General features: G+C 59.8%; 19 protein-coding genes and 1 tRNA gene. 13 read left to right on the top strand and 7 right to left on the bottom strand.

Annotated elements, in window-relative coordinates; all coding sequences use genetic code 11:
• The 4 genes from SPI05_RS00100 to SPI05_RS00085 all read left to right on the top strand — a co-directional run.
• Positions 1 to 285: alanine racemase (locus SPI05_RS00100; protein ID WP_321075007.1), on the top strand; the 285-nt coding region annotated here is incomplete at its 5' end.
• A 33-nt stretch (positions 286 to 318) separates the two neighbouring features.
• Positions 319 to 1,050, top strand: a complete 732-nt coding sequence (locus SPI05_RS00095) for an FtsB family cell division protein (protein ID WP_321075001.1) — start codon at positions 319 to 321, stop codon at positions 1,048 to 1,050.
• 199 nt (positions 1,051 to 1,249) lie between these two features.
• Positions 1,250 to 1,819, top strand: coding sequence for a DUF501 domain-containing protein (locus tag SPI05_RS00090; RefSeq protein ID WP_414601941.1), 570 nt, complete (start codon positions 1,250 to 1,252; stop codon positions 1,817 to 1,819).
• The gene (locus tag SPI05_RS00085) at positions 1,819 to 2,847 is read left to right on the top strand and encodes a phosphatase (RefSeq protein ID WP_321074997.1); all 1,029 of its coding nucleotides are present in this window, start codon (positions 1,819 to 1,821) and stop codon (positions 2,845 to 2,847) included. Before SPI05_RS00090 ends, SPI05_RS00085 begins: the two co-directional genes overlap by 1 nt.
• A gap of 190 nt (positions 2,848 to 3,037) precedes the next feature.
• On the opposite strand, the gene SPI05_RS00080 is transcribed toward SPI05_RS00085, so the two are convergent.
• Both SPI05_RS00080 and nhaA read right to left on the bottom strand, forming a co-directional pair.
• Positions 3,038 to 4,147, bottom strand: a complete 1,110-nt coding sequence (locus SPI05_RS00080) for a hypothetical protein (protein ID WP_321074995.1) — start codon at positions 4,145 to 4,147, stop codon at positions 3,038 to 3,040.
• A 252-nt stretch (positions 4,148 to 4,399) separates the two neighbouring features.
• Complete coding sequence (gene nhaA, locus SPI05_RS00075; protein WP_321074993.1) at positions 4,400 to 5,767, bottom strand: Na+/H+ antiporter NhaA; 1,368 nt, start codon at positions 5,765 to 5,767, stop codon at positions 4,400 to 4,402.
• Between the two features lie 72 nt (positions 5,768 to 5,839).
• On the opposite strand from nhaA, the gene SPI05_RS00070 reads away from it, so the two are divergent.
• Positions 5,840 to 5,912, top strand: a tRNA-Leu gene (locus tag SPI05_RS00070).
• Between the two features lie 25 nt (positions 5,913 to 5,937).
• Here the strand turns inward: SPI05_RS00070 and SPI05_RS00065 are convergent.
• Together SPI05_RS00065 and SPI05_RS00060 are read right to left on the bottom strand one after the other, a co-directional pair.
• The gene (locus tag SPI05_RS00065; RefSeq protein WP_321074991.1) at positions 5,938 to 6,666 is read right to left on the bottom strand and encodes a response regulator transcription factor; all 729 of its coding nucleotides are present in this window, start codon (positions 6,664 to 6,666) and stop codon (positions 5,938 to 5,940) included.
• A gap of 36 nt (positions 6,667 to 6,702) precedes the next feature.
• Positions 6,703 to 7,662, bottom strand: coding sequence for a sensor histidine kinase (locus tag SPI05_RS00060; protein ID WP_321075008.1), 960 nt, complete (start codon positions 7,660 to 7,662; stop codon positions 6,703 to 6,705).
• A 218-nt stretch (positions 7,663 to 7,880) separates the two neighbouring features.
• On the opposite strand from SPI05_RS00060, the gene SPI05_RS00055 reads away from it, so the two are divergent.
• The 4 genes from SPI05_RS00055 to SPI05_RS00040 all read left to right on the top strand — a co-directional run bounded on the left by SPI05_RS00055 (position 7,881) and on the right by SPI05_RS00040 (position 12,860).
• Entirely contained in the window at positions 7,881 to 8,774 is an 894-nt protein-coding gene (locus SPI05_RS00055) for a Bax inhibitor-1/YccA family protein (RefSeq protein ID WP_321074989.1), read from the top strand.
• A 139-nt stretch (positions 8,775 to 8,913) separates the two neighbouring features.
• Complete coding sequence (locus tag SPI05_RS00050) at positions 8,914 to 9,423, top strand: GNAT family N-acetyltransferase (RefSeq protein WP_321074987.1); 510 nt, start codon at positions 8,914 to 8,916, stop codon at positions 9,421 to 9,423.
• 116 nt (positions 9,424 to 9,539) lie between these two features.
• A complete protein-coding gene (locus tag SPI05_RS00045) occupies positions 9,540 to 11,018 on the top strand; it encodes an AI-2E family transporter (RefSeq protein ID WP_321074986.1) in 1,479 nt (492 codons plus the stop codon).
• A 177-nt stretch (positions 11,019 to 11,195) separates the two neighbouring features.
• The gene (locus SPI05_RS00040) at positions 11,196 to 12,860 is read left to right on the top strand and encodes a cell surface protein (protein WP_321074984.1); all 1,665 of its coding nucleotides are present in this window, start codon (positions 11,196 to 11,198) and stop codon (positions 12,858 to 12,860) included.
• A 353-nt stretch (positions 12,861 to 13,213) separates the two neighbouring features.
• On the opposite strand, the gene SPI05_RS00035 is transcribed toward SPI05_RS00040, so the two are convergent.
• The 3 genes from SPI05_RS00035 to SPI05_RS00025 all read right to left on the bottom strand — a co-directional run bounded on the left by SPI05_RS00035 (position 13,214) and on the right by SPI05_RS00025 (position 18,740).
• Positions 13,214 to 16,153, bottom strand: a complete 2,940-nt coding sequence (locus SPI05_RS00035; protein ID WP_321074982.1) for an FAD-binding and (Fe-S)-binding domain-containing protein — start codon at positions 16,151 to 16,153, stop codon at positions 13,214 to 13,216.
• Between the two features lie 4 nt (positions 16,154 to 16,157).
• Positions 16,158 to 16,829, bottom strand: a complete 672-nt coding sequence (locus tag SPI05_RS00030) for a VTT domain-containing protein (RefSeq protein WP_321074980.1) — start codon at positions 16,827 to 16,829, stop codon at positions 16,158 to 16,160.
• Positions 16,830 to 16,910: 81 nt separating this feature from the next.
• Positions 16,911 to 18,740: a cell wall-binding repeat-containing protein gene (locus tag SPI05_RS00025; protein ID WP_321074979.1), complete on the bottom strand. Its 1,830-nt coding sequence runs from the start codon at positions 18,738 to 18,740 to the stop codon at positions 16,911 to 16,913.
• 116 nt (positions 18,741 to 18,856) lie between these two features.
• On the opposite strand from SPI05_RS00025, the gene SPI05_RS00020 reads away from it, so the two are divergent.
• The 4 genes from SPI05_RS00020 to SPI05_RS00005 all read left to right on the top strand — a co-directional run bounded on the left by SPI05_RS00020 (position 18,857) and on the right by SPI05_RS00005 (position 25,980).
• Positions 18,857 to 22,048 (top strand): MMPL family transporter, encoded by a 3,192-nt coding sequence (locus tag SPI05_RS00020; RefSeq protein WP_321074978.1) that lies wholly within the window; start codon positions 18,857 to 18,859, stop codon positions 22,046 to 22,048.
• A gap of 133 nt (positions 22,049 to 22,181) precedes the next feature.
• A complete protein-coding gene (locus SPI05_RS00015) occupies positions 22,182 to 22,823 on the top strand; it encodes a DUF4282 domain-containing protein (protein WP_321074977.1) in 642 nt (213 codons plus the stop codon).
• Positions 22,824 to 22,914: 91 nt separating this feature from the next.
• Complete coding sequence (locus SPI05_RS00010; protein WP_321074976.1) at positions 22,915 to 24,447, top strand: Re/Si-specific NAD(P)(+) transhydrogenase subunit alpha; 1,533 nt, start codon at positions 22,915 to 22,917, stop codon at positions 24,445 to 24,447.
• Positions 24,448 to 24,450: 3 nt separating this feature from the next.
• On the top strand, positions 24,451 to 25,980 hold the full coding sequence (locus SPI05_RS00005) for an NAD(P)(+) transhydrogenase (Re/Si-specific) subunit beta (RefSeq protein WP_321074974.1): 1,530 nt from the start codon (positions 24,451 to 24,453) through the stop codon (positions 25,978 to 25,980).
• The last annotated feature ends 98 nt before the right edge of the window (positions 25,981 to 26,078 follow it).

Below are 26,078 nucleotides of genomic sequence, written 5' to 3'. Positions count from 1 at the left end.
GGGGGGGGGCGGGACCCCCCCCCCCCGCGACTGCACCTCATCGGCTTGATGACGGTGGCCGCGCACGTGGATCAGGTCGGCGAGCGTGGTGTTTTCGAGATGTTTTCCCAGCTCGCGGGGTTGCGAGAGTCGGTTTCGGGGCTTCCCGGCGGTGCGGATTGTCGGGAACTGTCGATGGGCATGAGCGGGGATTTCGAGTTGGCCATCGCGGCGGGCTCGACGTGTGTGCGGGTCGGTTCGGCCCTGTTCGGTCCTCGAGATTACGCGCAAAAGCCTGTCCAATGACGGAAAACTGCAGAATTTTGGGATAATGTCCACGTGAAGCGTCCCAGTTTGAAACCGCGCCAACCTTCTGACGCGGATAAGCCGACCCCGCACGGTTCGGCTGCGTCAAACGCTTCTGCCCGAAAACCCAGGAAAACCGGGCAATCCGGAAAACCGGGGCAATCCGGAAAACCGGGGAAACCCGGGAAACCCGTGGACTCGGCCTTTTCCCGAGCAAAAACCACGCCGCGCACCCCCGCTGCGGAAGCTCCCGGCTCGACCCGCATCGCCCGCCTTTTGACGCTGGCGGCCGTAGCCCTCGCCGTGTTCCTGGTCGTGTTTTCACCGCTGCGTTCCTGGATGGATCAGCAGCAGCAGGCTCGCTCGCTGGCAGCCCAGATTGCCCAGGTCAAAGCACAAAACGCCGAGCTGGAAGCGGAAATCAAACGCTATCAAGACCCCGAGTATATTTCCCGCCAAGCCCGCGAACGTTTGGGATACGTGAAACCCGGCGAGATTACCTATGTCGTAGTTGATCCTCCCGGCGCGAAAAAACCGCAGCTGACCAGCGGTTGGACCGACAAAGATACGAATGATTTGCCGTGGTTCCGCCAAATTGTCGTTGGGTTGCAAGTCGCGGGGGCCGCTCCCGCCCCGGAAACGACCCCGGGCGCTGACGGGACAACCTCCGCTCCGGGGGCGAAAACTACCGAACCGCCCGCGAGCCCTGGCAAAACCAATCCGGAACCAGCCCCGAAATCCTCGAACGCCCCGACCCATAACTGAGCGCTAACCGTAAACTGACAAAGGAGCTCTTGTGATTACACCCGCTAGCCCGGAAGATTTGCGCATTATTGCATCTCAACTGGGGCGCGTCCCACGGGGAGTTCTGGGGGTCGCCGCCCGGTGCGGGGATTGCGGCGCGTCATCTGATGCCAGTCCCGCCAGTCATGAGGGAGGTATTTCTGCTGACCGTCAGAGGGGTATTTCCGCAGGTCACCAGGCTGCTAATCCCGTTGGCTATCCCGGTGATAATCCCGTTGGTCGCCTTACCGATTTTCCTGCTGGTCAAGGGGGCAGTGTTCCTGCTGGTCACCCGGCAGTCATTGCGAGCGCCCCGCGCCTGCCCGGCGGCGAGCCGTTCCCCACGTTTTATTACCTGACCTGCCCGGCGGCGGTCGCGGCCGTGTCACACCTGGAGGCAAACGGGGTCATGCGCGAAGCGGAAGCCCTGCTGGAGGTAAACCCGCAGATAGCGGCCGCTTATGCCCGCGCTCATGAGTTTTATATTCGCCAGCGCACCCAGGCTGGCGAAGCCGCCGGAATCGGGGAAGTCCCCGAACTCGCAGGCGTGTCGGCTGGAGGAATGCCCCGCCGGGTCAAGTGTTTCCACGCCCTGCTCGGACACGCTTTGGCGGCGGGCCGAGGCGTGAATCCTATCGGGGATTGGGTGTTGGACCGGCTGGCGGAGTTGCCGGCGAGTGACCCGCATCGCTGGACGCCCGCGACTTGTGCGTGGAAAATGGACGAAACTGTTGGGGAAAGGGGTCGGTAATGCGTTTGGCGGCGATTGATTGTGGAACTCACTCGATTCGTTTGCTGATTAGCGAGGTTGACTCCCAATCCGGGGCGATGGCTGACGTGATGCGGTTGAATCGGATTGTGGGGTTGGGTGAAGGGGTGGACCGGACCGGACACCTCAGTGAGGCCGCGCTGGAACGGACTTTTGCGGCGGTCGAGGAATACGCCGGTTTTGTGCGCCGGGAAGGCGTCCAGCAGATTCGGATGGTGGCGACTTCCGCTTCGCGCGATGCGGATAATTTTTCGCAGTTTAGTGCCGGGGTGCAGGAGCGGCTGGGCGTGACGCCGGAAGTCATTTCGGGACAAGTCGAGGCCACGTTGGGATTTACCGGGACGCTGTCGGCGCATCGCGACATTGCCAGTCCGGCTCTGACCGTTGACATCGGGGGGGGTTCTACCGAGTTTGCGTTCGGTCAGGCTAACCCCGACACTGGCCAGTTTGACCAGGTCACGGCCGCGGTGTCGATGAATATGGGTTCCACGCGGGTCACCGAACGTTACCTGCGGCCCGCCGAGGATGCGCGCGGAGTCCCCAGCGAGGACGCTATCAGCCAGGCTGGCCGGTTTGTAGATTCGCTGATTGCTAAGGCTCACGCCGGTGTGCCGTTGGAACGTGCCCGCGAGGTAGTCGGGGTGGCCGGTTCGGTCACGACTTTGACCGCTTTGGAGTTGGGGTTGGACAGTTACAAGCCGGACAAAATCAACGGCGCCGTGCTGGATTCCGGAGCGCTGCGGGAACGCGCCCGGCGTTTGATTCGGATGCCGCACGCTGAAAAAGCCCAGCTGGGGCCCATGCATCCGCAGCGGGTGCGCCAGATTGCCGGGGGAGTCTTGGTGTGGGAGCGGATTCTTGCTTGGTTGGAAGTTCATCCGGCTCCCGGTTCCGGCGCTGGTCGCTCGGATTCTGGGACGGTGCCTGCCGGTGAACCCCGCGGTGCATTCCCGGTTCGGACCTCGGAAAACGACATCCTTGACGGGATTATCCTGTCCCAGATTCCCTGAATTCCGGGTTCTAGTTTTATTTCAGGTCATCCGAGAAATTTAGGGGCTGTTTGTTACCGGGTTTTGGGGTGTGCGTGGATTATAGGGGGAGAATAGCCGGGTAGCTGCCAATAATGGCAGCAACCCGGCTATTCTCCCCCTTTAGCCACAACCCAGGCAGGTATCTCAAACCTCGCGCAGCTTGTTGGGGCTAGTTTTGCGGATTTGGATCCTGGGTGGGGTCGGTTTGTCCGGAGAACGGATTAGCTTGGTCAGGGGTATTCGGCCCGAATGACTGCGGTTGACCAAACTGGGTCTGGTCAGGCTGATTTGGTTGAATCGACTGGTTCGGGGTTCCCGGCTGAGCAAAGGGGTTGGACTGAACCGGCTGTCCCGATTGTCCCGGCTGACCAGGTTGAGTGAAAGGCTGAGGTTGCCCGGGTTGACCGGGCTGTCCGAACTGGGGCTGCCCTGGCTGAACTGGCTGTCCGACCCCAGGTTGTCCAGGTTGCCCAGGTTGCCCGTAGTTCATCGGTTGGCCGAATTGGTTAGCCGGAATAGCCTTTGCCTTGCTCTTTTTCACCAGCACCACAATGAGAATGACGATGCCGGCGATTATCAGAATCCCAAAAATGGCCATCCCCACGAGGAACTTGCCGATTCCTTCCGCCACAGATTTCCCGGCCTCGGTGAGGTCACTGTCCGGGTCGTACTCGGAATCAGCCTTATCGCCGGCATTTCCGCCAGGAATACCGGGCGAGGACACAATTTTAACCTCGCTGCCGATGTCGGTCATGTCCAGCGTCACGGTGTCCCCCTTGAAATCAGCGGGTTGCCCGTCCACGGTGGCTGTTTTGATACCATTGGGCATCTGGATAATCAGGTTCATGGTGATTGAATCCATACCTAGATCGCTCATATCCCCAGCATCGTTCAGTTCCGATTTCAAGTCATCAATCTGCTCTTTGGGCAGGAACAGAACCAGGTCATCGCCTTCTTTTTTCAGGTTCTCGCTTGAATTGAGACTCTGTTCCTGCGGCAGAATAATCTCGCATTTCATATCCCCGCCAGAACTCAAATCTTTGACCGTGGCCTCGTACTCATCTTCCATATCCGCGAGATCCTTGCAGGTCACTTCCTCGCCGTCGCTCATAGAGGAAAGCATGTCCTTTTCGGCTTCGCTCATCGCGACGATGACCGAAGGTTCAATGGTGTTCTCATCAATAACCTTCAGCTTGACGTCCATTTCGCAGCCGCTCAACGCCACCAACGCGATTGCTGCGATGCCCGCCACCAGGCTTTTCTTTTGCAAACTCCGCATTTGTTTGCCTTTCTAGGTTTTCGGGAAGCGACCCAACGCCGATTCCTCACCTCGAAAATATCAGATTCGCTCGATACCGGACATACCCTTTTGGGCTATTTTCTTTCCCAAGTCCGCGGGGTCGGGCGGATGCACAAGGGCGGGGCGTGCGTTCCCCGGTCCGTGGGGTCAACTGGCCGCGCGGGGACGCTTGACTGAATCCTCGCGAAATCGGAATAATGCTAACTTTCACCCGGAAAACCGGGCAAAACCTCACTCGTGGGGGTGCGACCGGCGGTACGCCAGGCGTACCTGCAAAGCGATAGCGCCCAGGACGATGGACAGCGCGGTGCCCATGACCACGCCGATGGAACCGGCTTGGGTCAGCAAATCGTCGCCGCGGAAAGACAGGTGCGAAATCAACAGCGCCACCGTGAAACCAATCCCTGCCACCAGCGAAATCGGAACCATATCACCCATGGTCACGCCCTTTTCCAGGTGCAGGGGAGTGAACTTTTCCATCACGAACACCGAACCGGAGATTCCCAGCATTTTCCCGAAAGGCAACGCGAGCATGACCGCCACGGCCACGGGGTTGGTCAGCATCTTGAGCGCTCCGCCGGGGGTGTCCACGATGTCCACGCCAGCAGCAAAGAAAGCAAAGAACGGCACCGCAAACGCGGCCGAAACCGGGTTGACCTTCATAGAAATCTGTTCCACCAGGTTGTGAACTTCCCGGTCGCGCTTGTCGGCAGGAACCACCATGCCCAAAACTACTCCGGCAATCGTGGCGTGAATGCCGGAAACCAGCATGAAGTACCAGGTCAACACCCCCAGAGGAATCAGGAAGTACCAGTGACCTTTCCGCTTGTGACACAGGAATCCGAACAGGGCGGCACACGCCGCCATCGGCAACAGGAAAGCGAGATTCAGGTTAGAGCCATAGAACACGGCGATGACGATAATCCCGCCCAAGTCGTCGGCTACAGCCAGGGTCAACAGGAATGTCCTGGCTCCGTTGGGCAGGCCGCGGCCAAAAATCTGCAAAATCGCGACCGCGAAAGCAATATCCGTGGCGGTCGGAATCGCCCAGCCGTGCCAAGCTCCAGAGCCGGTGATGGCGGTGACGGCCACGTAAACCAGGGCGGGCCCGGCCATCCCAAAGGCGGCGGCGATAATCGGCATCGCCGCGGTTCGTGGATCGTGCAGGGCGCCGTGGGTGAACTCTTCCTTCAGTTCCAACCCGACCGTGAAAAAGAAAATCGCCAGGATACCGTCACGCGCCCACTCTTCAATAGGCATGGACAGATGGAGTTTTTGCAGCACCGACAGGGTGTCAGCGGCGGCAGCCTGCGCCAAGCCGGGGTCGGGCACAAACTGTGCCACCGCCTGATACCCCTCGCGGAAAGGCGTGTTGGCACAAACCAGGGCGATAATGGCGGCGATAATCAGAATCATGCCCCCGACGATGTCGTCGGAAACAAACCGGGCGAAACGCTGTTGAGCGCTGAGCCGTTCTTCACCAACTCGAACCGCGGCATCGTAATCATCCGGGGACGGACCGGCTAGATCCTGCTCGCCTAAGAGGCCCCTGTCGAGATTTTCGTTTTCTTTATCATTGCTTGGCACTTCTTTGTCCATATTCAAAGTTTAGGGTCGATTTGAGTAAATTCCCAAATGAATAGATGATTAACCAGTCTGAAAAATGTGTGCGCCCCCGTAGCCCAATGGTAGAGGCAGCTGACTTAAAATCAGTTCAGTGTCGGTTCGAATCCGACCGGGGGTACAGTTTTTTCACCAATCCGGCGCTTTTATGCGGAAACGAGGCCGTTTTCGTAGGCAAAAATGACGGCTTGTACTCGGTCGCGGGCGCCAATCTTGTTCAGGATATTGCCCACGTGGGTTTTCACAGTGGTCATCGAAATGAACAGTTGTGTGGCGATTTCCTGATTGGTCAGCCCCTGGGCGATGAGGGTGAGCACCTCGGTTTCCCGGTCGGTGAGGCTATCCAACAGGGCTTGGTCGACCAGATTCGTCTCCGCGTCGCTGTCCTGGTCGCCGGGCAACTGCGGGGCAAACATATCCAGCATCCGTTTCGTCACGCGCGGGGAAATCGTGGCGTCCCCGTGGGCGACATTGCGGATCGCGCCGATGAGTTCCTCTGGTTTAGCGTCTTTCAGCAGGAATCCGCTGGCCCCGGCTCGCAGTGCGGCGAAAGCGTATTCGTCCAGGTCGAAAGTGGTGAGGATGAGGACTTTCACGTTCGGGTTGCTGGCGATGATTTCCGAGGTCGCCTCGATGCCATTCATATTGGGCATCCGCACGTCCATCAGCACCACGTCCGGCGCGGTCGCCTTGATCATCTTTAGTGCGGTTTTGCCGTCCGCCGCTTCGCCCACTACCGTGATGTCGTCCGCCGCCTCCAGCACCATCCGAAAACCCATCCGAATTAGGGATTGGTCGTCGACCAGCAGCACTTTGATGACTTCGCCGGGCGCGGACGGCGCTGACTGTCCAGTTTCGTTTTCGTTTTCACTCACGTTTACATTGTCCCCTAAAAGTTGCTTAAAAGTTGTTTACGCGGGCATAACCCAGCCCTCGGACTTCGGTGCTTCGGGCTGCCACTGCAAAGTAGCCTCGACCCGCCATCCCCCGGGGGTGGGGCCAGCCTGAACATGACCGTCATAGACCGCAGCGCGCTCGCGCATTCCAATGAGCCCCTTCCCGCCGCCGGGGTTTATCCCCGCCAGGGAAGTAGCGTTAAACACGACGATACGAATCCCGTTGTCCCGCACTTGTAAATCGACCTCAACCGCAGTGGAGGCGGGTGCGTGACGCAAAATGTTAGTCAAAGACTCTTGGACGATTCGATAAATCGTCAGTTGCAGCGGACCGTCAGCCGGCACCTCATCCCCGGTGTAGTGGTAAGTAATCGGCAGGCCGGCCGCCCGGAACTGGGCGATTAGTCCGTCCATTTCTGCCAAATCCGGAGAAGGGGTGAAGCGGACTTCCTCTAGCGAGGATGTTTGGTCGTTCTGGGGGGAGTTCGGGTCAAGGTTCTGGGGTACTTCGCTGGGTTGGCGCAGCACTCCCACCAGGCGGCGCGTATCCGCCAGCGCCGCCCGCCCGGTTTCGCTCATATTGCGCAAGGCTTCCTTGGCGAGCTCTGGATTTTTGTCAATCGCGGCGGTGGCGCCGTCACTCATGGCAATCAACACCGTCAGCGAGTGGGCCACAATATCGTGCATTTCCCGGGCAATTCGGGCACGTTCGTCAGCTACCGCAATCTGTTCGGACTGCTCGCGCTCCAGCTCCAACTGCCGGTTGCGCAACGTCAACTCGTCCACCCGGTCTCGTCCCAACTGAACGATGCGCGCCAACAGCACCGCCACCACCATCAGCAGGGTAATCACCAGCGCCATCATGCCGCGGGCAGCCAGATTTTCCTGCGGTTCCAGGAAACCCGCTTGGACCACCACCAAAATGCCGACCCCGAACAGCACAATGAACGTGACCAGCAGCAACACGTTCGACACGACTCCGCGCAGGGTTTGACGCCGAGCGGGGTCGGTTTTACCTCCGGGCTTGCGGGGTTCCTGGCTTTTAGTCACCAACCTATTGTGACACAGCTGGTTTTTCCCGGCTCCGTGACAGGGCTGCGCCCTGAGAAAATCACCCCGTAGCAGGAGGACTGTGCCGTGGCAGTAATGGGGAAATACGCTACGATTAAACCGTTGAGACAATAAGGAGCGACATGAGCAACCCAGTGTTTACACGCAACAAAGTTTTTACCGAGCGTACTCCGGGAGGTTACCCGACTATGCCCGGTTACCAGGTCGGTGGCGGGGCTACCCAGACTTATCCCGGCAATGCTCCCCAAGTGAGCTACGCACCGGAACAACCTCAGCAGTTCCCTACCCCGCAGGGTCAGGAACAGTACGGTACGGTTTCTGCCAGCCGTCCCGTCACTCTGGACGATGTTTTGATTAAGACGGTGCTGACTTTCGGAACCCTCCTGCTTTTCGGAGCCGGGGCTTGGGCACTGACCGCAGCCAATCCGGGACTGGGCATGAGTGTGACGTTCGGTTCGATGATTGTGGCCTTGGTGTTGGGTCTGGTGAACTCGTTTAAGCGCCGTCCCTCTCCAGCCTTGATTCTGGGCTACGCCGCTTTTGAAGGTGTCATGTTGGGCGGCATCTCCAGCATGTTCGCCACGCTTTACGACGGCGTGGTGATGAAAGCAATCGTGGCGACCCTGGTCACCACCGGGGTAATGCTGGTGCTGTTTAAGACCAAGGTGGTGCGCAACTCCCCGACCCTCATGAGAGTCGTCATGGTCGGCATGTTTTCGATTTTTGTGTTCTACCTGGGCAACCTGGTAGTCAGCCTCATTAACCCGGCCTGGTCTTTCTACGGTCCGAACGCCCCGACCATCGGCGGCTTCCCGCTGTGGATTCTCGTCAGCCTCATCGCTATCGGTTTAGCGGCGTTCTCCCTGGTCACGGACTTTGACTACATCGTCAAAGCGGTTGATAACGGGGCGCCCCAGGAAACCGCCTGGACGGCCGCTTTTGGACTCATGGTGACCCTGGTCTGGCTCTACATTGAGTTCCTGCGGATCTTCGCGTTCTTTGCGTCCGATAACTAGGTTCATGTCCCGGAACTTCCGGAGTTTCGGGAGTTTCCGGCTCAGACACGACACGGTTTCGCGTTTTCCCGCGGGGGGATTCTCCTTGTCCGGCCACAGAAGCTAGACTTAGAGAAAACGACTCACGGAATCGAGAGTAATGACTGTCAACATTCGCCCGCCTGAGGTTCAGGATGCCGCCGGCATGGGGGTGGCTCACGCCCGCATGTGGTTGGCTAACTACGGCGAATTTATCGACGATAGATACCGTTCCCGGTTTGACGAGCCGACCCTGGTCGGTCAATGGCACAACCTGTTGACCTCGGATCCGGCAGGACGCCGCATCGCAATTGCGGTCGAGCACGGCCGGGTGGTCGGCATCGCCATGACGGTTCAGACGGTACGCAACGAGCATGTAGCCCCGCCCGCCCGGGAACGGGAAGTTTCCATGCACTACCTAATGCCTGAATATCAGGGCCAAGGCTTGGGGCGGCGCTTGTTGGAATACGTGGTCGGCCCACAGGAGCCAGCCCAGCTGTGGCTGCCTTCGGGATATCCCGGGGAAAAGCGAGCCCACCGGTTTTACCGCCGCGCCGGGTTCCTCTCGGACGGAGCGATGACCGGTCGCGAGGTCAACTACGGACTGCCCTTGAACCGGATGGTGCGCTGAGCGGTTATCCTTCCCCGGCTTTGCGCCCGCCCTGCCATATCGTGAAGTTCCCGGTGAGGCAGTAACCAGACTGTGACATCTTTTGACAACAACAAACAACCGAAAACGGAAGTGCGATGGAGAAAAAACCGTTATTGAACGCCGGAGCCGATTTTAGACGCGGGTGGTGGCGCGAGGTCATTTCCCGGCGGGACACGCAAAATCGAGTTCCTAACTTTGACGGACTGGAACCGACTGCCCCGCCCGAGGTGGAAAACGGCCCGAACTCGGCATATTCGGTATCTTGGCGGATTCGGGTGGCGGCCAGCTGGGCGTGGCGTTTCCTGGTCATCATCGCGGCGTTGGGGCTGATCCTGTACGGAATCACGAAAGTATCCATCATTTTCGTGCCCCTCGCGGTGGCGCTGCTGTTGACGTTGCTGCTGGAGCCGATGCATTTCCGATTGCAAAAGTGGCATGTTCCCAAGACTTTATCCGCGGTCATTTCCCTGTTGGTGGGTGTAGGGCTGGTTGTGGCAATGATTTGGATTGCGACCTCCCAGCTGGCTCACGGCGCGCCTGCCCTGCTGGCGAAAGCCGGGGGCGGCTTCGACAAGGCCCTGGCGTGGTTGAGCGATGGTCCCCTGGATCTGGACCAGGCGCAAATTGATAATTATTTTAAAGAGCTGACCGCCCAGCTCACCGCTTTTGCTACCAAGTATTCTTCCTCCATTGCGTCCTCGGCGCTGTCGGTGACTTCTTCGGTCGCCAGCGTGGTCACCACCATCTTGATTTCGCTGTTCTGCCTGTTCTTTTTCCTCAAGGACGGTCGCCAGATTTGGATTTGGTTGATTCGGATGCTGCCGGTTCCCGCTCGCGAGCCGGTTCACGAGGCGGCGATTCGCGGCTGGACCACGCTCAATGGCTACATTAGAGCCCAGGCGCTGGTGGCTTTGGTGGATTCCGTGTTTATTTCCATCGGGGCGGCGATTCTGGGTGCCGGGTCGATGACTATCCCGCTGGCCTTGCTCATTTTCATAGGTTCCTTTATCCCGATTGTTGGTGCGGTCACCACCGGGGCTATAGCGGTGTTGATTCTGCTGTTGGATAAAGGTTTCATGGCGGCCGTCATCATGCTGATTGTGATTTTGGCGGTGCAACAGATTGAATCCAACGTGCTACAGCCGATGCTGATGTCTAACGCGGTCAGTCTGCACCCGCTGGCGGTGCTGCTGGGCGTGACCGCAGGAACCTTCCTGGCTGGAATTATCGGAGCTTTGCTGGTGGTGCCGATTATAGCGTTCTGTAACACCGTGGTTCTGTACCTGACCGGGCACGATTCGATGCCGGAACTGTCCACTCGCCACGACCGTATCGGCGGGGCTCCCGGAACAGTTCACGCCCAGGTGGCCGCGTCCTACATTGGCGGGTCCAAGAAGGACACTGCGAAAGTCATGGAATCCCAGGAGCTCTCCCGGCAACAGGCCAGTGCGGTGGCTTCGTCCCCCGCGGATGGTTCGCCCGACCGGACTGGTGACGCCCCGGTCACCCACACTGGTGATGCCTCCGCAGCGAACCCTGACGACCCGGCCTTTCCCGAAAAACGCGAGCTGTAACCTCCTCACTATCCCCGGCGCTGCGCCAGTCCCCCTAGACGACAGCGCTAATAAATTCTTGACATTTTGAAATGCTCTCTCATGCTTGGGTGTAACAGGAGTAAAAACGTGAGATGATAGGGGAAGTTGAGCCTTGCAGTCTGGGCTCGCTAAAGAGTCCCGACGATTGAGGTTGCGATGTCGCTGTTTGAGTATGACCAAGGTCACCTGATTCCGGCCCAGTTTGGCCATCCCGTAGGCCCGGAAGCCCAAGGGGATATTCTGGATTCTATCCGCCGTCAGGTCCTCGAAGTTATTGCTCGCCCGCTTTTTCCCGTGACTTGGAACGATATGACTGTGACGCCGGTGTCCGGGATGCCCGGAGAATTTGCGCAACCTGGGGCGTCGCCGGGGTCGGGGGTTCCTGGCGCGGACGGGACGGCCAACGGTTTTCCCCAGGAGTCCCCGCGTTTGACCGCTTTGGACGGTTCCGGCCAGGTCGTGCTGGTCGAAGTGGTGAATCGGCTGGATTCCACAGGTTTGATTGCAGCTTTGGCGCGGCTCGGAGCCGTGTCTAACTTGGGATGGAACGATTTGGCTGCCGCTTATCCCGGCGGGGTCAGCGCTTTCCGTTCTGGTTGGACGCAATTCCGCGATGCTATGCCCCCGAACTTGGCGGCTGGACCGCGCCTGATTTTGGTCGCCACCGAGATTGACCCGGATGTGCGCCCCGCCTTGGATGCTTTGACCCCTTCGGGGCTGGAAGTCCATCATGTCAGCGTGCGCGAGATGTCCAACGGGCGCCGCTTCCTGGATGTGCAGCGGGTCGCGTCCTCGCTGTTCAGCCACGATACGAATCTGTTGGCGGGTCGGGGAGCTCGCATTCCCGCGATTACTTCCGCTACCGATGAGGATGTGCAAAACGTGGAGTTTATGGCATCCGAAGTGGATTCCAGTCCGGACCAGGTGAGGAGCGTAGGCTTTGCCGACCTGGCGACCCCGATGGCGACCAGTCCGGTTTCCGGGACGGCTGTGCCAGACGTTGAGCCCGCAGCCCCCGAAGTCGAGGCGGTTTCAGAGCCAGCGTCACTCGCGCCGGAGCCGGTAGCACCCGCCCTTGGGACTACGGAGGACAGTCCGAACCCAGTTGATGAACCCGAACTGCAAACCGGTTCAATCTCCCGCCATTCCATAATGGAAGCGGCCCGGGGTTCCGGGGTGTCTCCGCTGGCTTCAGCAGAAGACGAAGAGCCGGTTGAGTCGCTGTTCACCACCCATCACGGTAGCGTTGCCGAGACTGATGTACCGTCCTTCGCGGACATTATTTCCGGCACCGATACCGGAGAATTCCAGACGGCTCATCATTCCCACCGGGCTTCCGCTAGCGAACAGACCCTGGCGGCAGAGGCACAGGCGCAGGCCGGGAACGAGCCGGCGCAATCCGAGCAACCCGCCGAGTCAGCTAGCTTGGCAAACGCTGGCGTTGCCGCGGCTTGGGAAACTGCGGAATCCCCGGAAAAGGCAGCAACCTCGGAGGAGTCCGGAGTGGCCCAATCTGACAGAACTGACCTGCTGAACCGTGACGCTGCCGGGCTCAGTGTCATTGCCCAGGTGACCGGCGAAGATACGCCGCTCATTGCCCTGGTGAACTTTGACGGAAGCGCGGCCGAAGTCAACGCTACCCTCGCCGAGCGCGGGGTCATTGTCCTGGAAGGCCGCGAATTTGATGATCCCAGCGAGGCGGCTCGCGAGCTCGGCCAAGATGTCGACGGTTGGGAGTTCTGGCATCTGGGCTTCATCGATGGTCCGACCCTCGCCGAAGCCCAAGCCGAAATCAATGCTGAAATCGAGCGCAACCGCTAGGCTTCATTCCCTGAGACAATCCCGGCCCGGGCGTTAATCCTATTAATTTGGGTTTTAGTTCTGCGGGGTGGTCGCCCCCAACGCTCCCTGCCCCGCAATACCACTCGAATTCCTGTGTATATAACCAGAATTCCAGCGCTGTTCAGGCGTGAAACCTTCTAGGTTTCGGGGTGCGCGTGGATTATAAGGGGAGAATAGCCGGGTAGCTGCCAAAAATGGCAGCTACCCGGCTATTCTCCACCTTTATCCGCAACTCAGCGAGTATCTTTTGATTTTTGGGAGCGAGCATTCCTGGATTCTCCGGGTGTTTTCCCGGTGCCTTTTGGCTGATTCTGCGCGGACCGCGCTGGGGACTAGGCTCCGACGTGGGAGCTGGGGCCCAGTAGCAGGCGCGCCAGGTGAACCCCTTGGCTGCCGGCCATCTGTTCCGCCTGGGTGCGACAACTGAAGCCGTCAGCCAGGAAAATCGCGTTCGGGTGTTCGCGCAGGGCGGGCAGCAAAGCGTGTTCCGCAATCCGTTTCGACACCTCGACGTGTTCCATGCCGAAATTGCCCGCCATTCCGCAGCAGCCCGCCAGTTCCACAACTTCCGCTCCGGTGGCCGCCAGCAACTTGCGATCGGTTTCCCAACCCAGGACGCTGTAGTGGTGGCAATGTGGCTGAGCGACAACCTGCACGCCTCGCAAATCCGGCAGCTTCCATACGTCCGGGTTCGGCGCGGTGTCCGGGTTGCTCAGCAGTTCGGCCAAAGTGCACGTGGCCTGGGCAATCGCCTGGGCACGGGGATCGTCGGGCAGTAAACGTTCCAGGTCGTCGCGCAGGGTCGCGGTGCAGGACGGCTCCACGCCGACAATCGGTATCCCGTTGACCGCCAGCGGCCCCAGAATCTGGCACAAGCGCCGCATGTTGCGCCGGGCTTTGTCCAGCTGTCCGGTCGTCACGTAGGTCAGCCCGCAGCAGGCTTGGGGCGGAATGTAAACCTGGTATCCCGCCGTTTCCAGCAGCTCCACCACGGCCTTGGCACCATCGGGGGCAATCCCTTCTGAGAACGAATCCGCCCACACCGCCACCCACGGTTTAGCCTTGGGAGTGGGCTGGCTGTCCGCGCTTACTGTCGAGGCGACGGCATTGACCTGCCCCGCAGCTTCCGGCGTCTGTCTCATATCCCCATTCACAAGTCCGTTCGACCCATTTTCCGGTTCCGCAGCGTTTCCGCCGCGGCGCCGCACCCAAGCCCGGAATGATTCAGGGTGGAAATGCGCCATCTGCCGGCGCGGATCCAGCCCAAACATCCGAAACACCAGGTGGCGAATCCACGCGACCCCGAAAACACTGTTGGCCAGGCCCGCACCGCCGGGTATCCGGCGCGCCAAGCGTAGCCAGCCCGGCAGACGACCCAACAGATAATGCGAACGCGGCCGCAATCTCCGGCGATAGGCCCGATATAGCGACTCGGACTTATAGGCCGCCATGTCAATCCCGGTCGGGCAGGCCGCGGAACAGGCCTTACACGCCAGACATAAATCTAGGGCACGTAACAGGTTCGGGTCGCGGAAATCCCGAATGAGTGTGCCGTTCGTGACTTCTTGCAGTACCCGGGCGCGCCCGCGCGTGGCGTCCCGTTCTTGGCCGGTAGCCAGGTAGCTGGGACACATCCAAGCACCGTTGACCTGGTTCATTGCCAAACATTTGCCAACGCCGGTGCAGCGATGCACGGCCGCGGTAAAATCCGTGTCTTTCGGAAAAGTAAAGCCTTGTCCGGGCAGGGCCGGAATGGTTCGAGCCCCCGCCAGTCGTAGGTTCGCGTCCAGTGGATCGGGATCCACCAGCACCCCCGGATTCATCAAACCCCGTGGGTCGAACAGCGCTTTGACCTGCTTAAATAAACGAATCAGCGCGGGGGAATACATTCGCGGCAACAATTCGGAGCGAGCCCGGCCGTCCCCGTGCTCGCCCGAAAGCGAACCGTGATGTTTACCGACCAGGTCAGCGGCACGCTCCAGGAACTCCCGAGAACGCCCTTGCCCAGCCTCCGCCCCCAACGGCAGGTTCAATCTCACATGCAGGCAGCCGTCCCCGAGATGCCCGTAAAGCATTCCGTCCACGTTCATTTCCCGCATCAAATCAGTGAAATCTCGCAAATAAGCGGCCAAATTCTGGGGCGGAACCGCCGCGTCCTCCCAGCCCGGCCAGGCCGGGTCGTTACCACTGCCGTCCGGGTTCAACGGGGTCCGCCCGCCCAATCCGGCCCCATCGGCGCGAATCCGCCAAAGTTTCGTGGCTTGCGTGGAGGGGGGCAGCACCAGGGTGGCGCGGGTGTTAGCGGCTTGCGCCAGGTCATTGGCACGAGCCAGGGTTGTTTCCAGGTCCGCGGTGGCGCTGCCCATCTCTACCAGCAGCCAAGCATTCCCCTCCGGCAGCTCGGGCAGCTCGCCGACCCCCGGCTTGTGCGCCAAAGTGTAAACCAGACGCGAATCCATGCCCTCCACCGCGAGGGGAGAAAAGTCATTAATCAGCGGCACGTCAGCGGCGGCGGCAATCATGTCTGGGTAGCCCAGCACCACCAGCACCGGTGCGGTCGGCACGGGCACCAAACGCAGCGTGGCACGCAGCACGCTGACCAGGGTCCCCTCGCTGCCCACCAAGAATTTGGCCAGGTCACGCCCATTTTCCGGCAGCAGGTGCTCCAGGGAATAGCCCGAAACTTGCCGGTGAAAACTCCCGCATTCCGTGCGAATCAACGCCAGGTTTTCGTCAACTAGGCGCTGCAACCCCGGCACTACGTCTAGCGCGCCTTCGCCAGAAGTGGCGCGAAATTCCCGCCCGAAACCATCGATAACGTCCATCGAGATGACATTGTCCGCCACGCGACCCCAGGCTTGGGCGTGCGGGCCACAGGCGTTGTTGCCAATCGAACCCCCGACGGTGGCCCGCGTCCAGGTGGACGGATCAGGCCCAAATCGCAGACCAAAGGGCGCCCCGGCCTTTTGAATATCGGCGAGCACCACCCCCGGCTCCACCGTAATCTGGCGCGCGGAGGGGTCGAGGGACAGAATCCGGTTGCATTGGTGAGACGTATCAATGACCAGGCCAGGCCCGATAGAGTTGCCGGAACATGAGGTTCCCCGGCCGCGCATCGTCAGGGGCACGCCGGCGGACAGGGCTTCCAAAATCGTGTCGCGCAGCTGGTCAAGGTTCTCCGGCTGGGCGATCCGGTCGGGCACGATGCGATAGTTTGAGGCATCCGATGCGTAAATAGCTCGGTTCAGGGGGTCTTGGAGGTATTTCACCATGGCCCTAGTGTATGTTACTTTTCTCAGTCTCCTGGCTATCCGGGGCTTTACGCAACGCCTTTTTCGCAATCCCCAACGCTATGGGAATGACTGACACCACAATGATGATGACGGCGATGAGCTCCACGTTGTTGCGGATAAAAGGCACTCCCCCGAGCGAAATGCCGGCGACGATGAACACGCCGGTCCAGGCGATGCTGCCCACTACGTTCCACAATGTGAAATGCGCCCAGCCGTAACGGCCGATCCCGGCCGCGATAGGCACGAAAGTGCGCACGAAAGGAACGAAACGCCCCAACACTACCGCCGGCCCACCCCACTTGCGAAAGAACACTTGGGCGCTCTGCAAATACTCGGTTTTCAGCACGCGCGCGTCGGGTTTGAAAAACCGTTCGCCAAACAGCAACCCGAACCAGTAGCCGACCTGGGCACCGGCGATTGCCGCCACAATCAGCACGAACAGAATCACGGCGAGGTTCACCGGCATGCGGTCTTGCAGCAGCCCCAATGCAAACAGCATCGAATCGCCGGGAAGCACCGGGAACAGCACTCCTGACTCGATGAACACGATGAGGGCGACAATGGCCACCATCCACACCCCGTAAGCCGAGATGAGGTGTTCCAACAGGGCGCCGGGGTCTTTCAGCCAATCCAGCAAATTCGCAGTGAAAACCATGGTTCCAATCTTAGTTAATGTTTACAGTCGAGGGGTCGGGGCTCAGACGCAAACCGCAAACCGCAAATAGCGCACAGCCAGCTATTGCAGCGCCCACGCCACGTCCTGGTCGGGCAACGCGCCGGCGCCGCCCACGATGACACCGTGGAAGCCAGCGGAGGCCCACAAGCCCTGCAAAAACGCGGGTTTCGACCCGGCCGGGGGTACCAGCACAAGTTTCGCGCCTTGCTTGACCGTGTAGGCTCCGGCGGAAAGGGCGTCCGGGAAGTTCCGTCCCGACACCATCACCAGGCCGTTTACGCCTCGTCCCAGGTCAAGGCTGGTGGCGAGGCCGAGGGCGGTTTCGTAGCGATCCGCCCCGGTGTAGGTCGCGCTCGCGTTGATACCGGCCGAAGCGACGGCAGACTGCGCCGGACCGCCGACCGTGATGATTTTAGTGCTGGTCAGAAGGGGGTTCAGGTAGCCTTGGGTGGAAGGGGGGAGGGTGTTTCCGCTGGACAGTACCAGGGAGGCCTGCAGCGCTCCGGCCGCGGCTCCGGCAGCCAGGGCGTCAGGGAAATTGATGCCGTCAGCCACCAAGACCGCGCTGGGTGCGCCTCCCAGAGAATCACGATATTGCGCGACTATCCGGGCGGTGTCAAAACGATCCGCGCCGATAAGTTCCACCAATTCCAGACCTTTAGCCTGAATCAGCGCCCGGTCGGCAGCGCTCAGCCCCACGGTCCCGCCCACGCGCACGACCCGGCGCAGCCCGAATTTATCTAAGGCTTTCAGGGCTTGGGGATCCAAGTGGTCGCGGGAGTTCGACAGCACCAACGCGGAGCTGGTGACCCCGGCCAGCTGCGTTGCGGCCAAACCGTCAGCGGCAATCAACCCGGTGGTGAGAATCAGCGTTTCCACGTTGGGTGAAGCCTCGGCAATCATCCCGGAAGTATCCATCCGGTTGGCGCCACTGACCCGCGTAATGTGCGGCGGGAGCTGCTTGAACTCCAAAGTGCCGCTGCTTGCGCCGCGCACCGGCACCCCTAAACTCATCAGCCAGGGGGCAAAACGCGACATCGGCGAGGCGGCGTTAAACAGCAGCTGTTCGCTGTTGTTCGTGAAAGATGCATTGGATTTCGAGCTGGTGATGCCGACCACTTCGCCAGCTGCATTGTACAGAGGACCGCCGGAGTCACCTTTATCTACCGCCATCGGCACGGTGGCCAGGATGTTGCCACCAGCGGGAATCTGGAAACGCTGGGCAGTGTGGGCGTCCAAAGTTTTGACGTTGGCGCAGTAGTTTGCTTTGCCGCCAATCATTTGGGAGACGCCGTCGATGGTGGTGGATTCTTTAATGATGTAGTTTTGCCCGCAAATATGCAGGGGAGTGCTGGGAGGTTGCACCGCCGCGCTGACCGGTGCGATGGGATGATTCGCCGGGGTGGTCACCATCAGTGCCACGTCGCCTTGCGTGGTGCTGTCCCAAGTTACGCCGGTGGCTAGGGGTAAGCTACCGGGAACTTGAGAGTTGGCGGCAAAAATCCGCGCCGGCCCTTGGGGCAAGTTCTTAAAACAGTGGGCCGCGGTCAGCACCATGTTTGGCGCGACCCAAACTCCGGAGCACATGGATGCCATTCCGTCCGAACCCGGTCCGATAACAATCTGGACGGTGGCGGGGTGCGGGTCAGGAATCTGCCCGGCCTGGGTGGAGCCCTTTTCTGGGGAGTTCACAAGGGGTGTCGCGCGGTCGAGTTGGTCAGCAGGGGTGGGCGGGAGGAGCCGGTGAACCCCGGTTGGCGGGTAACCTGGCGGGGTGTCGCTGGTCCCGGCTTGTGCGGGTGCGACCGGACCAATACCAACGAGAGCGAAAACCAACATGAATAGCGCCGGAACCCACAGGGAGCGGCGTTGCGTGAAACCAGGAACCATGAGGTCAATTATCGACTATAGACGGCGTTTTATCCAACCATAGCGGTTTCGCGACCGGACAAAAACAGAGTTCCATTCCGGGTGCGACTCCCACGCGGTCTGGGTACATTTGATATATGTATGTCAAGCTCGCTCGTTTTCTGGCCCTCAGGCCGAGGCGAGTTCTGGCATTTTGGATTTTGGTGGTTATCGCCACCGCACTGAGCGCGGTTACCGGGTTTGGAGATCCCTTGTGGAATCGGCTCATTTCTGATGTACCCCAGGCGACCCCTTCCGAGTCTCATACCGGGCAAGTCATGGTGGAAAGTCACCAGACCGCGGCCTATTCCGTGATGGCCTATGTTTCCGGGGTTGATTTGCGCGCGGAGCTGGAGCAAGCACCAAAGCTGGCCAGTCAGCTGGATGAGATGCAGGCTCAGGCCGAGAATCAGGGGGATGAAGCCAAGAAGCTCGGCGATGAGGCAAAAGCCGCTGGAGATCCGGCTCAGACGCTGGCTAATCAGGCGCGAACCCTGGGTGCGAAAGCGACCGAGCTGGGCAATCGTGCCACCAGCCTGGGAAACCAAGCCAAAGCCCTGGGACGTGTTGCCCAGGAGGCGGGTGCGAAGGCTCAGGAGTTGAAGGCGCAAGCCGAGGCGGCCGGGGCGCGGGCTCAGGAGGCGGGCGCGAAGGCTCAGGAGTTGAAGGCGCAAGCCGAGGCGGCCGGGGCAAAAGCCCAGCAGCTCGCCGCCAGTGGAGATATGGCGGGAGCTGGGGCGGCGAAAGCACAAGCTGAACAACTCGGTGCTGCAGCCCAGCAGGCCGGGGTCCAAGCCCAAGAACAGGGCGCCGCCGCCCAACAACTCGGGGCCGAAGCCCAGGCAGCAGGCACCGAAGCTCAGACCGAGGCCGCTCGTGCCCAAGAAATTGGCGCTGAGGCCCAGGCAGCCGGGGACCAGGCTCTTGTCAGCTCAGACCGAGCCCAGAGTCTCGCCGCGCAAGCCCGCCGACTGGGCGACCAAGCCAAAGCGAAGGGAGACAGGGCTCAGGAACTGGGCGATCAAGCGAAAGACAAGGGCGACATCGCCAAAGACTTGGCGAACCGCGCCCAAGCGCTCGGCGACGCAGCCCAAGCGCTGGGCGACCAAGCCAAAGCTCTGTCCGAACCCGACTGGCCCGTCTCGAAAGCTCTGCACACCGAGCTGAAACAGTTTGAGACGAAACTGAAAGGGATGCCACATGTAGACAAGGTGTCCTATCCCTTCGTGGAATATAACGCCATCCTCGATCCCCAAGCGCGGGAACTGGTGGCGAAAGACGGCCAGGGGTTCGTCATCGTGGCCACTATGGATTTGCGGGTGAACGGGAAAGCCCAAAAGACCCCGCCGAAACAGTTTGAGCCGGACGTGAGGAACGTTGAGGAAGCCCTGGGCGAACTGGAATCCACGCTGAAATCGGCTCTGCCAAAAGATGCAGTGCAATCCGATTTCCGGGTGCGAGTCACGGACGCAGGCCTGGTAAATGACGCGGGAATCCAAACCCTTAAGAACGACCTGGTACGCTCCGAATCTATTGGAATTCCGCTGTCCTTCCTGATTATGGCGGTTGTGTTCGGAGGATTTTTGGCCGCTTTGCTGCCGATGTCGGGAGCGATGGTGGCGATTTCCACTGCTTTGGCCATCATGCTGGGGATGACTTACCTGTTTGAGCAGCAGTCTTTCGCTGTCAACGTGATTTCAGTGCTGGGGTTGGGGCTATCCATCGACTACGGCTTGCTGATAGTGTCGCGCTACCACGAGGAACTTGTGCGTTTGCGTGACCTGCCCGAGGACGAATGGAAACCGGACTTCTCCGGGGTGAAAAACCCCAAGACTCGCGAGCGGCTGGAAGCCCTGAATCCGCGCTACCTGCGAGCTTTGGAAATTACCCTGTCTACCGCGGGCCGAACGGCTTTCTTTAGTGCCCTGACCGTAGCGATTGCATCCTCCGGCATGATTTTCTTCCGGCCGGAACTGTTGAAGTCCCTGGGTATTGCGGGGTCCTCCACCGTGCTGCTGGCGATGATTGCGGCGCTGACCTTGGTGTCCGCGCTCATGTTTATGGCTTCCGCCCGCCTGGAAAAGCCCTCAATCCTGACCAAGATACCCCTCCTGCGCCGCTTCATGGGCAACGTCGAGCCGGCACATGTGAAGCACCGGGTAGCGCAAAGCAAAGATCCGCACGGCACGCCGGAAGTTGACCCCGAAACGGAAAACACGTTCTTTTATCGGATTTCCATCGCGGTAACTCGCCGACCCTGGCTGTATTTCATTGTCTCAGCAGCGGTTTTGGTGGCGGCGTGTCTGCCATTGGCGACCTTGAACCTGCGCAACTCCCTGTTTGACATGTTGCCAGTCCACAACGAACAACGGATTCTGTACGAAGATTTGTCCGTCCAAGTGCCGCGCACCGGACTGCCCCCGGTGCGTATCGTCGCCGAGGACACCACGCCCGAGGAACTTGACGCCTGGACTGAAGCAAACCTCAGCGATATCAAAGGAATCGCCCAAGTTTTTGCCGCCTCCCAACTGGGCGACACGAAAGACTCCGTGGCCGTCGTGGATTTGGAAACGCAAGACATCGGTTCCCCGCAAGCCGAGAGAATCGTGAAGGAAATCCGGGATAAACCCCATGATTTCGAGCGTTATGTCATCGGCCAGGCGGCGAACCAAATCGACTTCATCTCGTCATTGGCCCAAGGCTTGCCCTGGGTGCTCAGCGTGCTGGTAATTATCACCATCATCCTGCTGTTCCTCATGACCGGCTCGATAGTGATACCGCTACAAGCCCTGGTGATAAACACGTTGTCGCTGATGGCGACCCTGGGGATTTCCACCCTGGTCTTTGTTGACGGTTTCGGGGTGGAGCTGTTGGGGGCCCAAAAACTGCCGGGGCTGGAATCTTACGTGGTCGTTATGCTGATGTGCTTCGGCTTCGGGCTGTCGATGGATTACGAGCTGTTCTTGCTTTCGCGGATGAAAGAAGTGTGGGACGAGACCGGGTCGGCCCGTCTGTCGGTCATTCAAGGCTTAACGCGCTCGGCCCGGATTGTGACTTCCGCTGCGACCATTCTGGTCTTTGTGTTCCTCGCGTTCGTGACCGGGCACATGATTGTGTTGAAGCAGGTCGGGTTTATTTTGGCGGTGGCGGTCGCCTTTGACGCAACTATTGTCCGCATGGTGCTGGTGCCCTCCGTGATGGCTCTGTTCGGCCGGGTGAACTGGTGGGCGCCGCGACCCTTGCGCCGCCTGCATAACCGCTTCTCGGAAAGTTTCACGAACCACGGGTGAGGTAGCCAGGTAATAATTCCAGGTAAATGTAGGGTAAAAACTTCCCTGCGATTTTGGTCATAAAGCGTATACTCGTGGGCCTCTAGGTGGTATGGTTTTTCTGTAAAATCGAGTGTTTTTGAAAGGAAAAACCGTGAGTCTTCCTCCACCTCCCGAAAACGAATCTTTGCCGCCTGCGCCCGAAACTCCCGGCGGTTTTCCCGCCTCGGCGATGCCTCCCGTCCAACCTGCGCAACCAGCTCAACCCGGGCAACCAGCGCAGCCGGGGTTTAGCCCTGTAGATTCAGCGAGTCCTTCCGGAGTCCCGGCACAGTCACCGCTCTCGCCGTCTCCCCAGCCGACTTCCGGCGCTCAGCCTTTCCCAGCCCAGGGAAAGGCTGGTGGAGCTATGCCTCCTTACGTCCAATATCAGCAATACGGCGCACCCGCAAAGTCTACTGAGAACCCGCTGAAGCCCCTGTTTGATTTCAAGTTTAAACGATTCATCACTATTCCGCTGCTGGGCATTATCTATGCCGTTGGTTTAATTTTTGCCGGTGTTTCGGCGCTATTGACCTGGGGGTTGTTGTTCCTAAGAGTGGCTGCACTAGATTCGCCAGCGGAAGCTTTTGGGGCGTTTTTATTGATAATTCCCATAGGTTTAGGGCTGTTCCTCGGTGTGCTGTTGTGGCGCGTCACCCTAGAGAGCGTGGCGGCGCTGATTCGCGTGGCTGAAAACAGCACCAAAATTTTGGAAGCTACAGAAAAAATCGAAGCAGCCCACGAGAGGGGATAAGCCTCGGTTACTGATAGGATAAACCCGTCATGGGGATTACCCCGCCCCGGCCCGTTCAAGGCCGGAAACTGTTGACATTCAGGAGTTATACGTGCGTATAGGAATACCGAGAGAGCCCGCTGAGGGGCAAAAACTGGTATCCGCCACACCTGACACCGTTGGCAAACTGATTAAGTTGGGTTATGAGGTCATTGTCGAAGCCGGAGCAGGCTCCGACGCGTCGTACCCTGACCAGCTTTATCGCGACGCCGGTGCCGAAGTGGTGGGACCGCAGGAAGTTTGGCAGGCAGACATTGTCACGACTTTGGACACCCCGCCGCAAGACAAAATCGACCAGCTGCGTGAAGGAACCGTGTTGATTTCGCGCCTCGGGGTGCGTATCCACCCCGAAATTGCCGAAGTGTTCGCCAAGCGAAACGTGACCGCGATTTCGATGGACGCTGTGCCGCGCATTACCCGCGCTCAGGCGATGGACGTGCTGTCCTCGATGGCAAACATCGCTGGTTACCGCGCGGTCATTGAGGCCGCTAACGCTTTTGGGCGCTTGTTCACCGGCCAGGTCACGGCCGCCGGCAAGATGCCTCCGGCTAAGGTTTACGTTATCGGCGCTGGTGTCGCCGGTTTGGCGGCTATCGGCACCGCGAACTCGATGGGTGCCATCGTCCAGGCCACCGATGTGCGTGCCGCCGCGGCTGAACAGGTGGAATCCATGGGAGCCGAGTTTGTGGAAATCCCGGCGCCAGCCCAGGAATCCTCGGACGGCTACGCCAAGGAAATGAACGAGGATCAGGCCAAAGCGGCCCTGAAACTCTATACGGAACAGGCGGCCGCTTCTGACATCGTTATTACTACCGCCCAGATTCCGGGCCGTCCCGCCCCGCTGTTGCTCACTGCAGAAGCGGTGGGGGGCATGAAGCCCGGTTCTGTCATCGTGGACATGGCGGGCGGCAACTGCGAACTGACCAAGGCTGGGGAAGTGGTGGTAACTGACAACGGCGTGACCATCATCGGCTTCACCGATCTGGCGAACCGTCTGCCCGGCCAGGCCTCCCAGCTCTACGGGCAAAACATTGTGAACCTCATGAAACTTATGACCCCGGAAAAGGACGGTGCCATCGTCTTTAACCTGGAGGACGAAGTCGTGCGGTCCATCACGATTGCCCACGAAAAGGACGTACTGTGGCCCCCGCCGCCCATTTCGGTCTCGGCGGCCCCGGCCAAGCCCGCCCCCGGTTCGTCAGCGCCCGCAGCTGCCGAGCCGGAAAAGCCGAAGTCCCACGCCATGCGGAACTTCTGGATTTTCGTGGCGGCCGTGCTGGGCATCGCCCTGGTCGCGGTGACGCCGTTCTCAATGCTGCCCTACTACATCATTTTGGCGCTGGCGATTGTGGCCGGGTTCTACGTCATTACCAACGTGACCCACTCGCTGCACACCCCGCTGATGAGTGAAACGAACGCGATTTCGGGCATCATTCTGGTTGGTGCGATTCTGTCGCTGGCCCAATCGACCTCGTGGATTGTGACGGGTCTGGCGGGTCTGGCCATTCTCATTGCTTCCATCAACATTTTTGGTGGTTTCTTTGTGACCCACCGAATGCTCAAGATGTTCCAGAAGGAGGACTAAGCCATGTTGCACACACTTGTGAACCTTGCCGCTAACGCGAGCGACCACGCCGACATGACCACCCTCGCCTACTGGAGCGATCACGTCGAATACTTCGCCTACCTCATCGCCGCCCTGCTGTTCATCATGGCCTTGGCGGGTCTGTCTAACCAGACCACCGCCCTGCGCGGCAACAAGTTCGGTATCGCCGGCATGAGCATCGCGCTGGTGTCGATTATTTTTGTCGCCCTGAGCGCCACCCCGCCGGCAAACGCCGTGACCCACGTCGGTCAAACCGCCTCTATCCTGGTGGGATGTATGCTGCTGGGGGCAATTATCGGCTTATGGAAAGCCAAGAACGTGAAGATGACGGGAATGCCCGAACTCATCGCCCTGTTGCACTCGTTTGTGGGTCTGGCGGCGGTGCTGGTCGGGTTCAACACCTTCATGGAGCTTTCGGCCACCGACAACGCAGAAACCGTGCGCGACATGGGTTTCCATCTGGGCGAAGTCGGGATTGGCATCTTTATCGGTGCCGTGACCTTCACCGGATCCATCATCGCCTACCTGAAGCTGTCGGCCAAGATTAAAGGTAAGCCGTTGATGCTGCCGGCGCGTAACTTCCTGAATATCCTGATGATCCTGGCGGTTATCGCCATGATTGTGTGGATGATTGTGGCCAAGCGGACGGACCCGGCCGGTGCTGATGCCGCTCTGCTGCAGCAGCAGTGGATCGCTTTGGGCGTTTTGACCGCGATTTCCCTGCTGCTCGGTTTGCACCTGGTGGCCGCTATTGGCGGCGGGGATATGCCGGTGGTCGTGTCCATGCTGAACTCGTACTCCGGCTGGGCGGCCGCGGCTGCGGGCTTCATGCTGTCCAACCCGCTGTTGATTATCGTCGGCGCCCTGGTCGGGTCCTCCGGTGCGTTCTTGTCCTACATCATGTGTAAAGGCATGGGCCGCTCGTTTATCTCTGTTATCCTCGGCGGTTTCGGCGAGGGCGCGGGTCCAGCTCAGGAAGCCAAGGATTACGGTGAACACACCGAAATCAAGGCTCCCGAAGCCGCGGAGATTTTGAAGGGCGCCAAGTCCGTCATCATCACTCCCGGCTACGGCATGGCTACCGCCGGCGCGCAGTTCGCGGTCGCGGACTTGACCAAGAAGCTGCGTGAAGCGGGTGTGGAGGTTCGCTTCGGGATTCACCCGGTGGCGGGTCGTCTGCCCGGTCACATGAACGTGCTGTTGGCCGAGGCCAAGGTGCCTTACGACATCGTGCTCGAGATGGACGAGATTAATGACGACTTCCCAGACACGGACGTGGTCCTGGTCATCGGCGCGAACGACACCGTGAACCCTGACGCCTACGAGCCGGGCTCCCCGATTGCGGGGATGCCGGTGCTCCACGTCTGGGAGGCGGGGCGCGTGATTATCTTCAAGCGTTCGATGGCGACCGGCTATGCCGGGGTGCAAAACCCGCTGTTCTTTAACGAGAACTCGGACATGCTCTTCGGTGACGCCAAGGCCTCCGTGGAGGAAATCATCAAGAGCCTGTGAGGTATTGAACATCAGTTTTGGCGGGGGAATGTGATTCCTCCGCCAAAACATTTTTATCCTCGGCTCACTCAGGTGATTCGTATGATCCTGAACCCACC

This window comes from Mobiluncus sp. (genome assembly GCF_034180645.1).
GTDB lineage: Bacteria > Actinomycetota > Actinomycetes > Actinomycetales > Actinomycetaceae > Mobiluncus.
Note: the sequence above shows the minus strand (reverse complement) of the source record. Positions and strands in the feature narration are given on the sequence as shown.

Excerpts from the sequence above, each read along its gene's own strand:
- SPI05_RS00085 (WP_321074997.1), top strand. The coding sequence starts at position 1,819 with ATGCGTTTGGCGGCGATTGATTGTGGAACTCACTCGATTCGTTTGCTG.
- SPI05_RS00080 (WP_321074995.1), bottom strand. The coding sequence starts at position 4,147 with ATGCGGAGTTTGCAAAAGAAAAGCCTGGTGGCGGGCATCGCAGCAATC.
- nhaA (WP_321074993.1), bottom strand. The coding sequence starts at position 5,767 with ATGGACAAAGAAGTGCCAAGCAATGATAAAGAAAACGAAAATCTCGAC.
- SPI05_RS00055 (WP_321074989.1), top strand. The coding sequence starts at position 7,881 with ATGAGCAACCCAGTGTTTACACGCAACAAAGTTTTTACCGAGCGTACT.
- SPI05_RS00050 (WP_321074987.1), top strand. The coding sequence starts at position 8,914 with ATGACTGTCAACATTCGCCCGCCTGAGGTTCAGGATGCCGCCGGCATG.
- SPI05_RS00045 (WP_321074986.1), top strand. The coding sequence starts at position 9,540 with ATGGAGAAAAAACCGTTATTGAACGCCGGAGCCGATTTTAGACGCGGG.
- SPI05_RS00040 (WP_321074984.1), top strand. The coding sequence starts at position 11,196 with ATGTCGCTGTTTGAGTATGACCAAGGTCACCTGATTCCGGCCCAGTTT.
- SPI05_RS00035 (WP_321074982.1), bottom strand. The coding sequence starts at position 16,153 with ATGGTGAAATACCTCCAAGACCCCCTGAACCGAGCTATTTACGCATCG.
- SPI05_RS00030 (WP_321074980.1), bottom strand. The coding sequence starts at position 16,829 with ATGGTTTTCACTGCGAATTTGCTGGATTGGCTGAAAGACCCCGGCGCC.
- SPI05_RS00025 (WP_321074979.1), bottom strand. The coding sequence starts at position 18,740 with ATGGTTCCTGGTTTCACGCAACGCCGCTCCCTGTGGGTTCCGGCGCTA.
- SPI05_RS00020 (WP_321074978.1), top strand. The coding sequence starts at position 18,857 with ATGTATGTCAAGCTCGCTCGTTTTCTGGCCCTCAGGCCGAGGCGAGTT.
- SPI05_RS00005 (WP_321074974.1), top strand. The coding sequence starts at position 24,451 with ATGTTGCACACACTTGTGAACCTTGCCGCTAACGCGAGCGACCACGCC.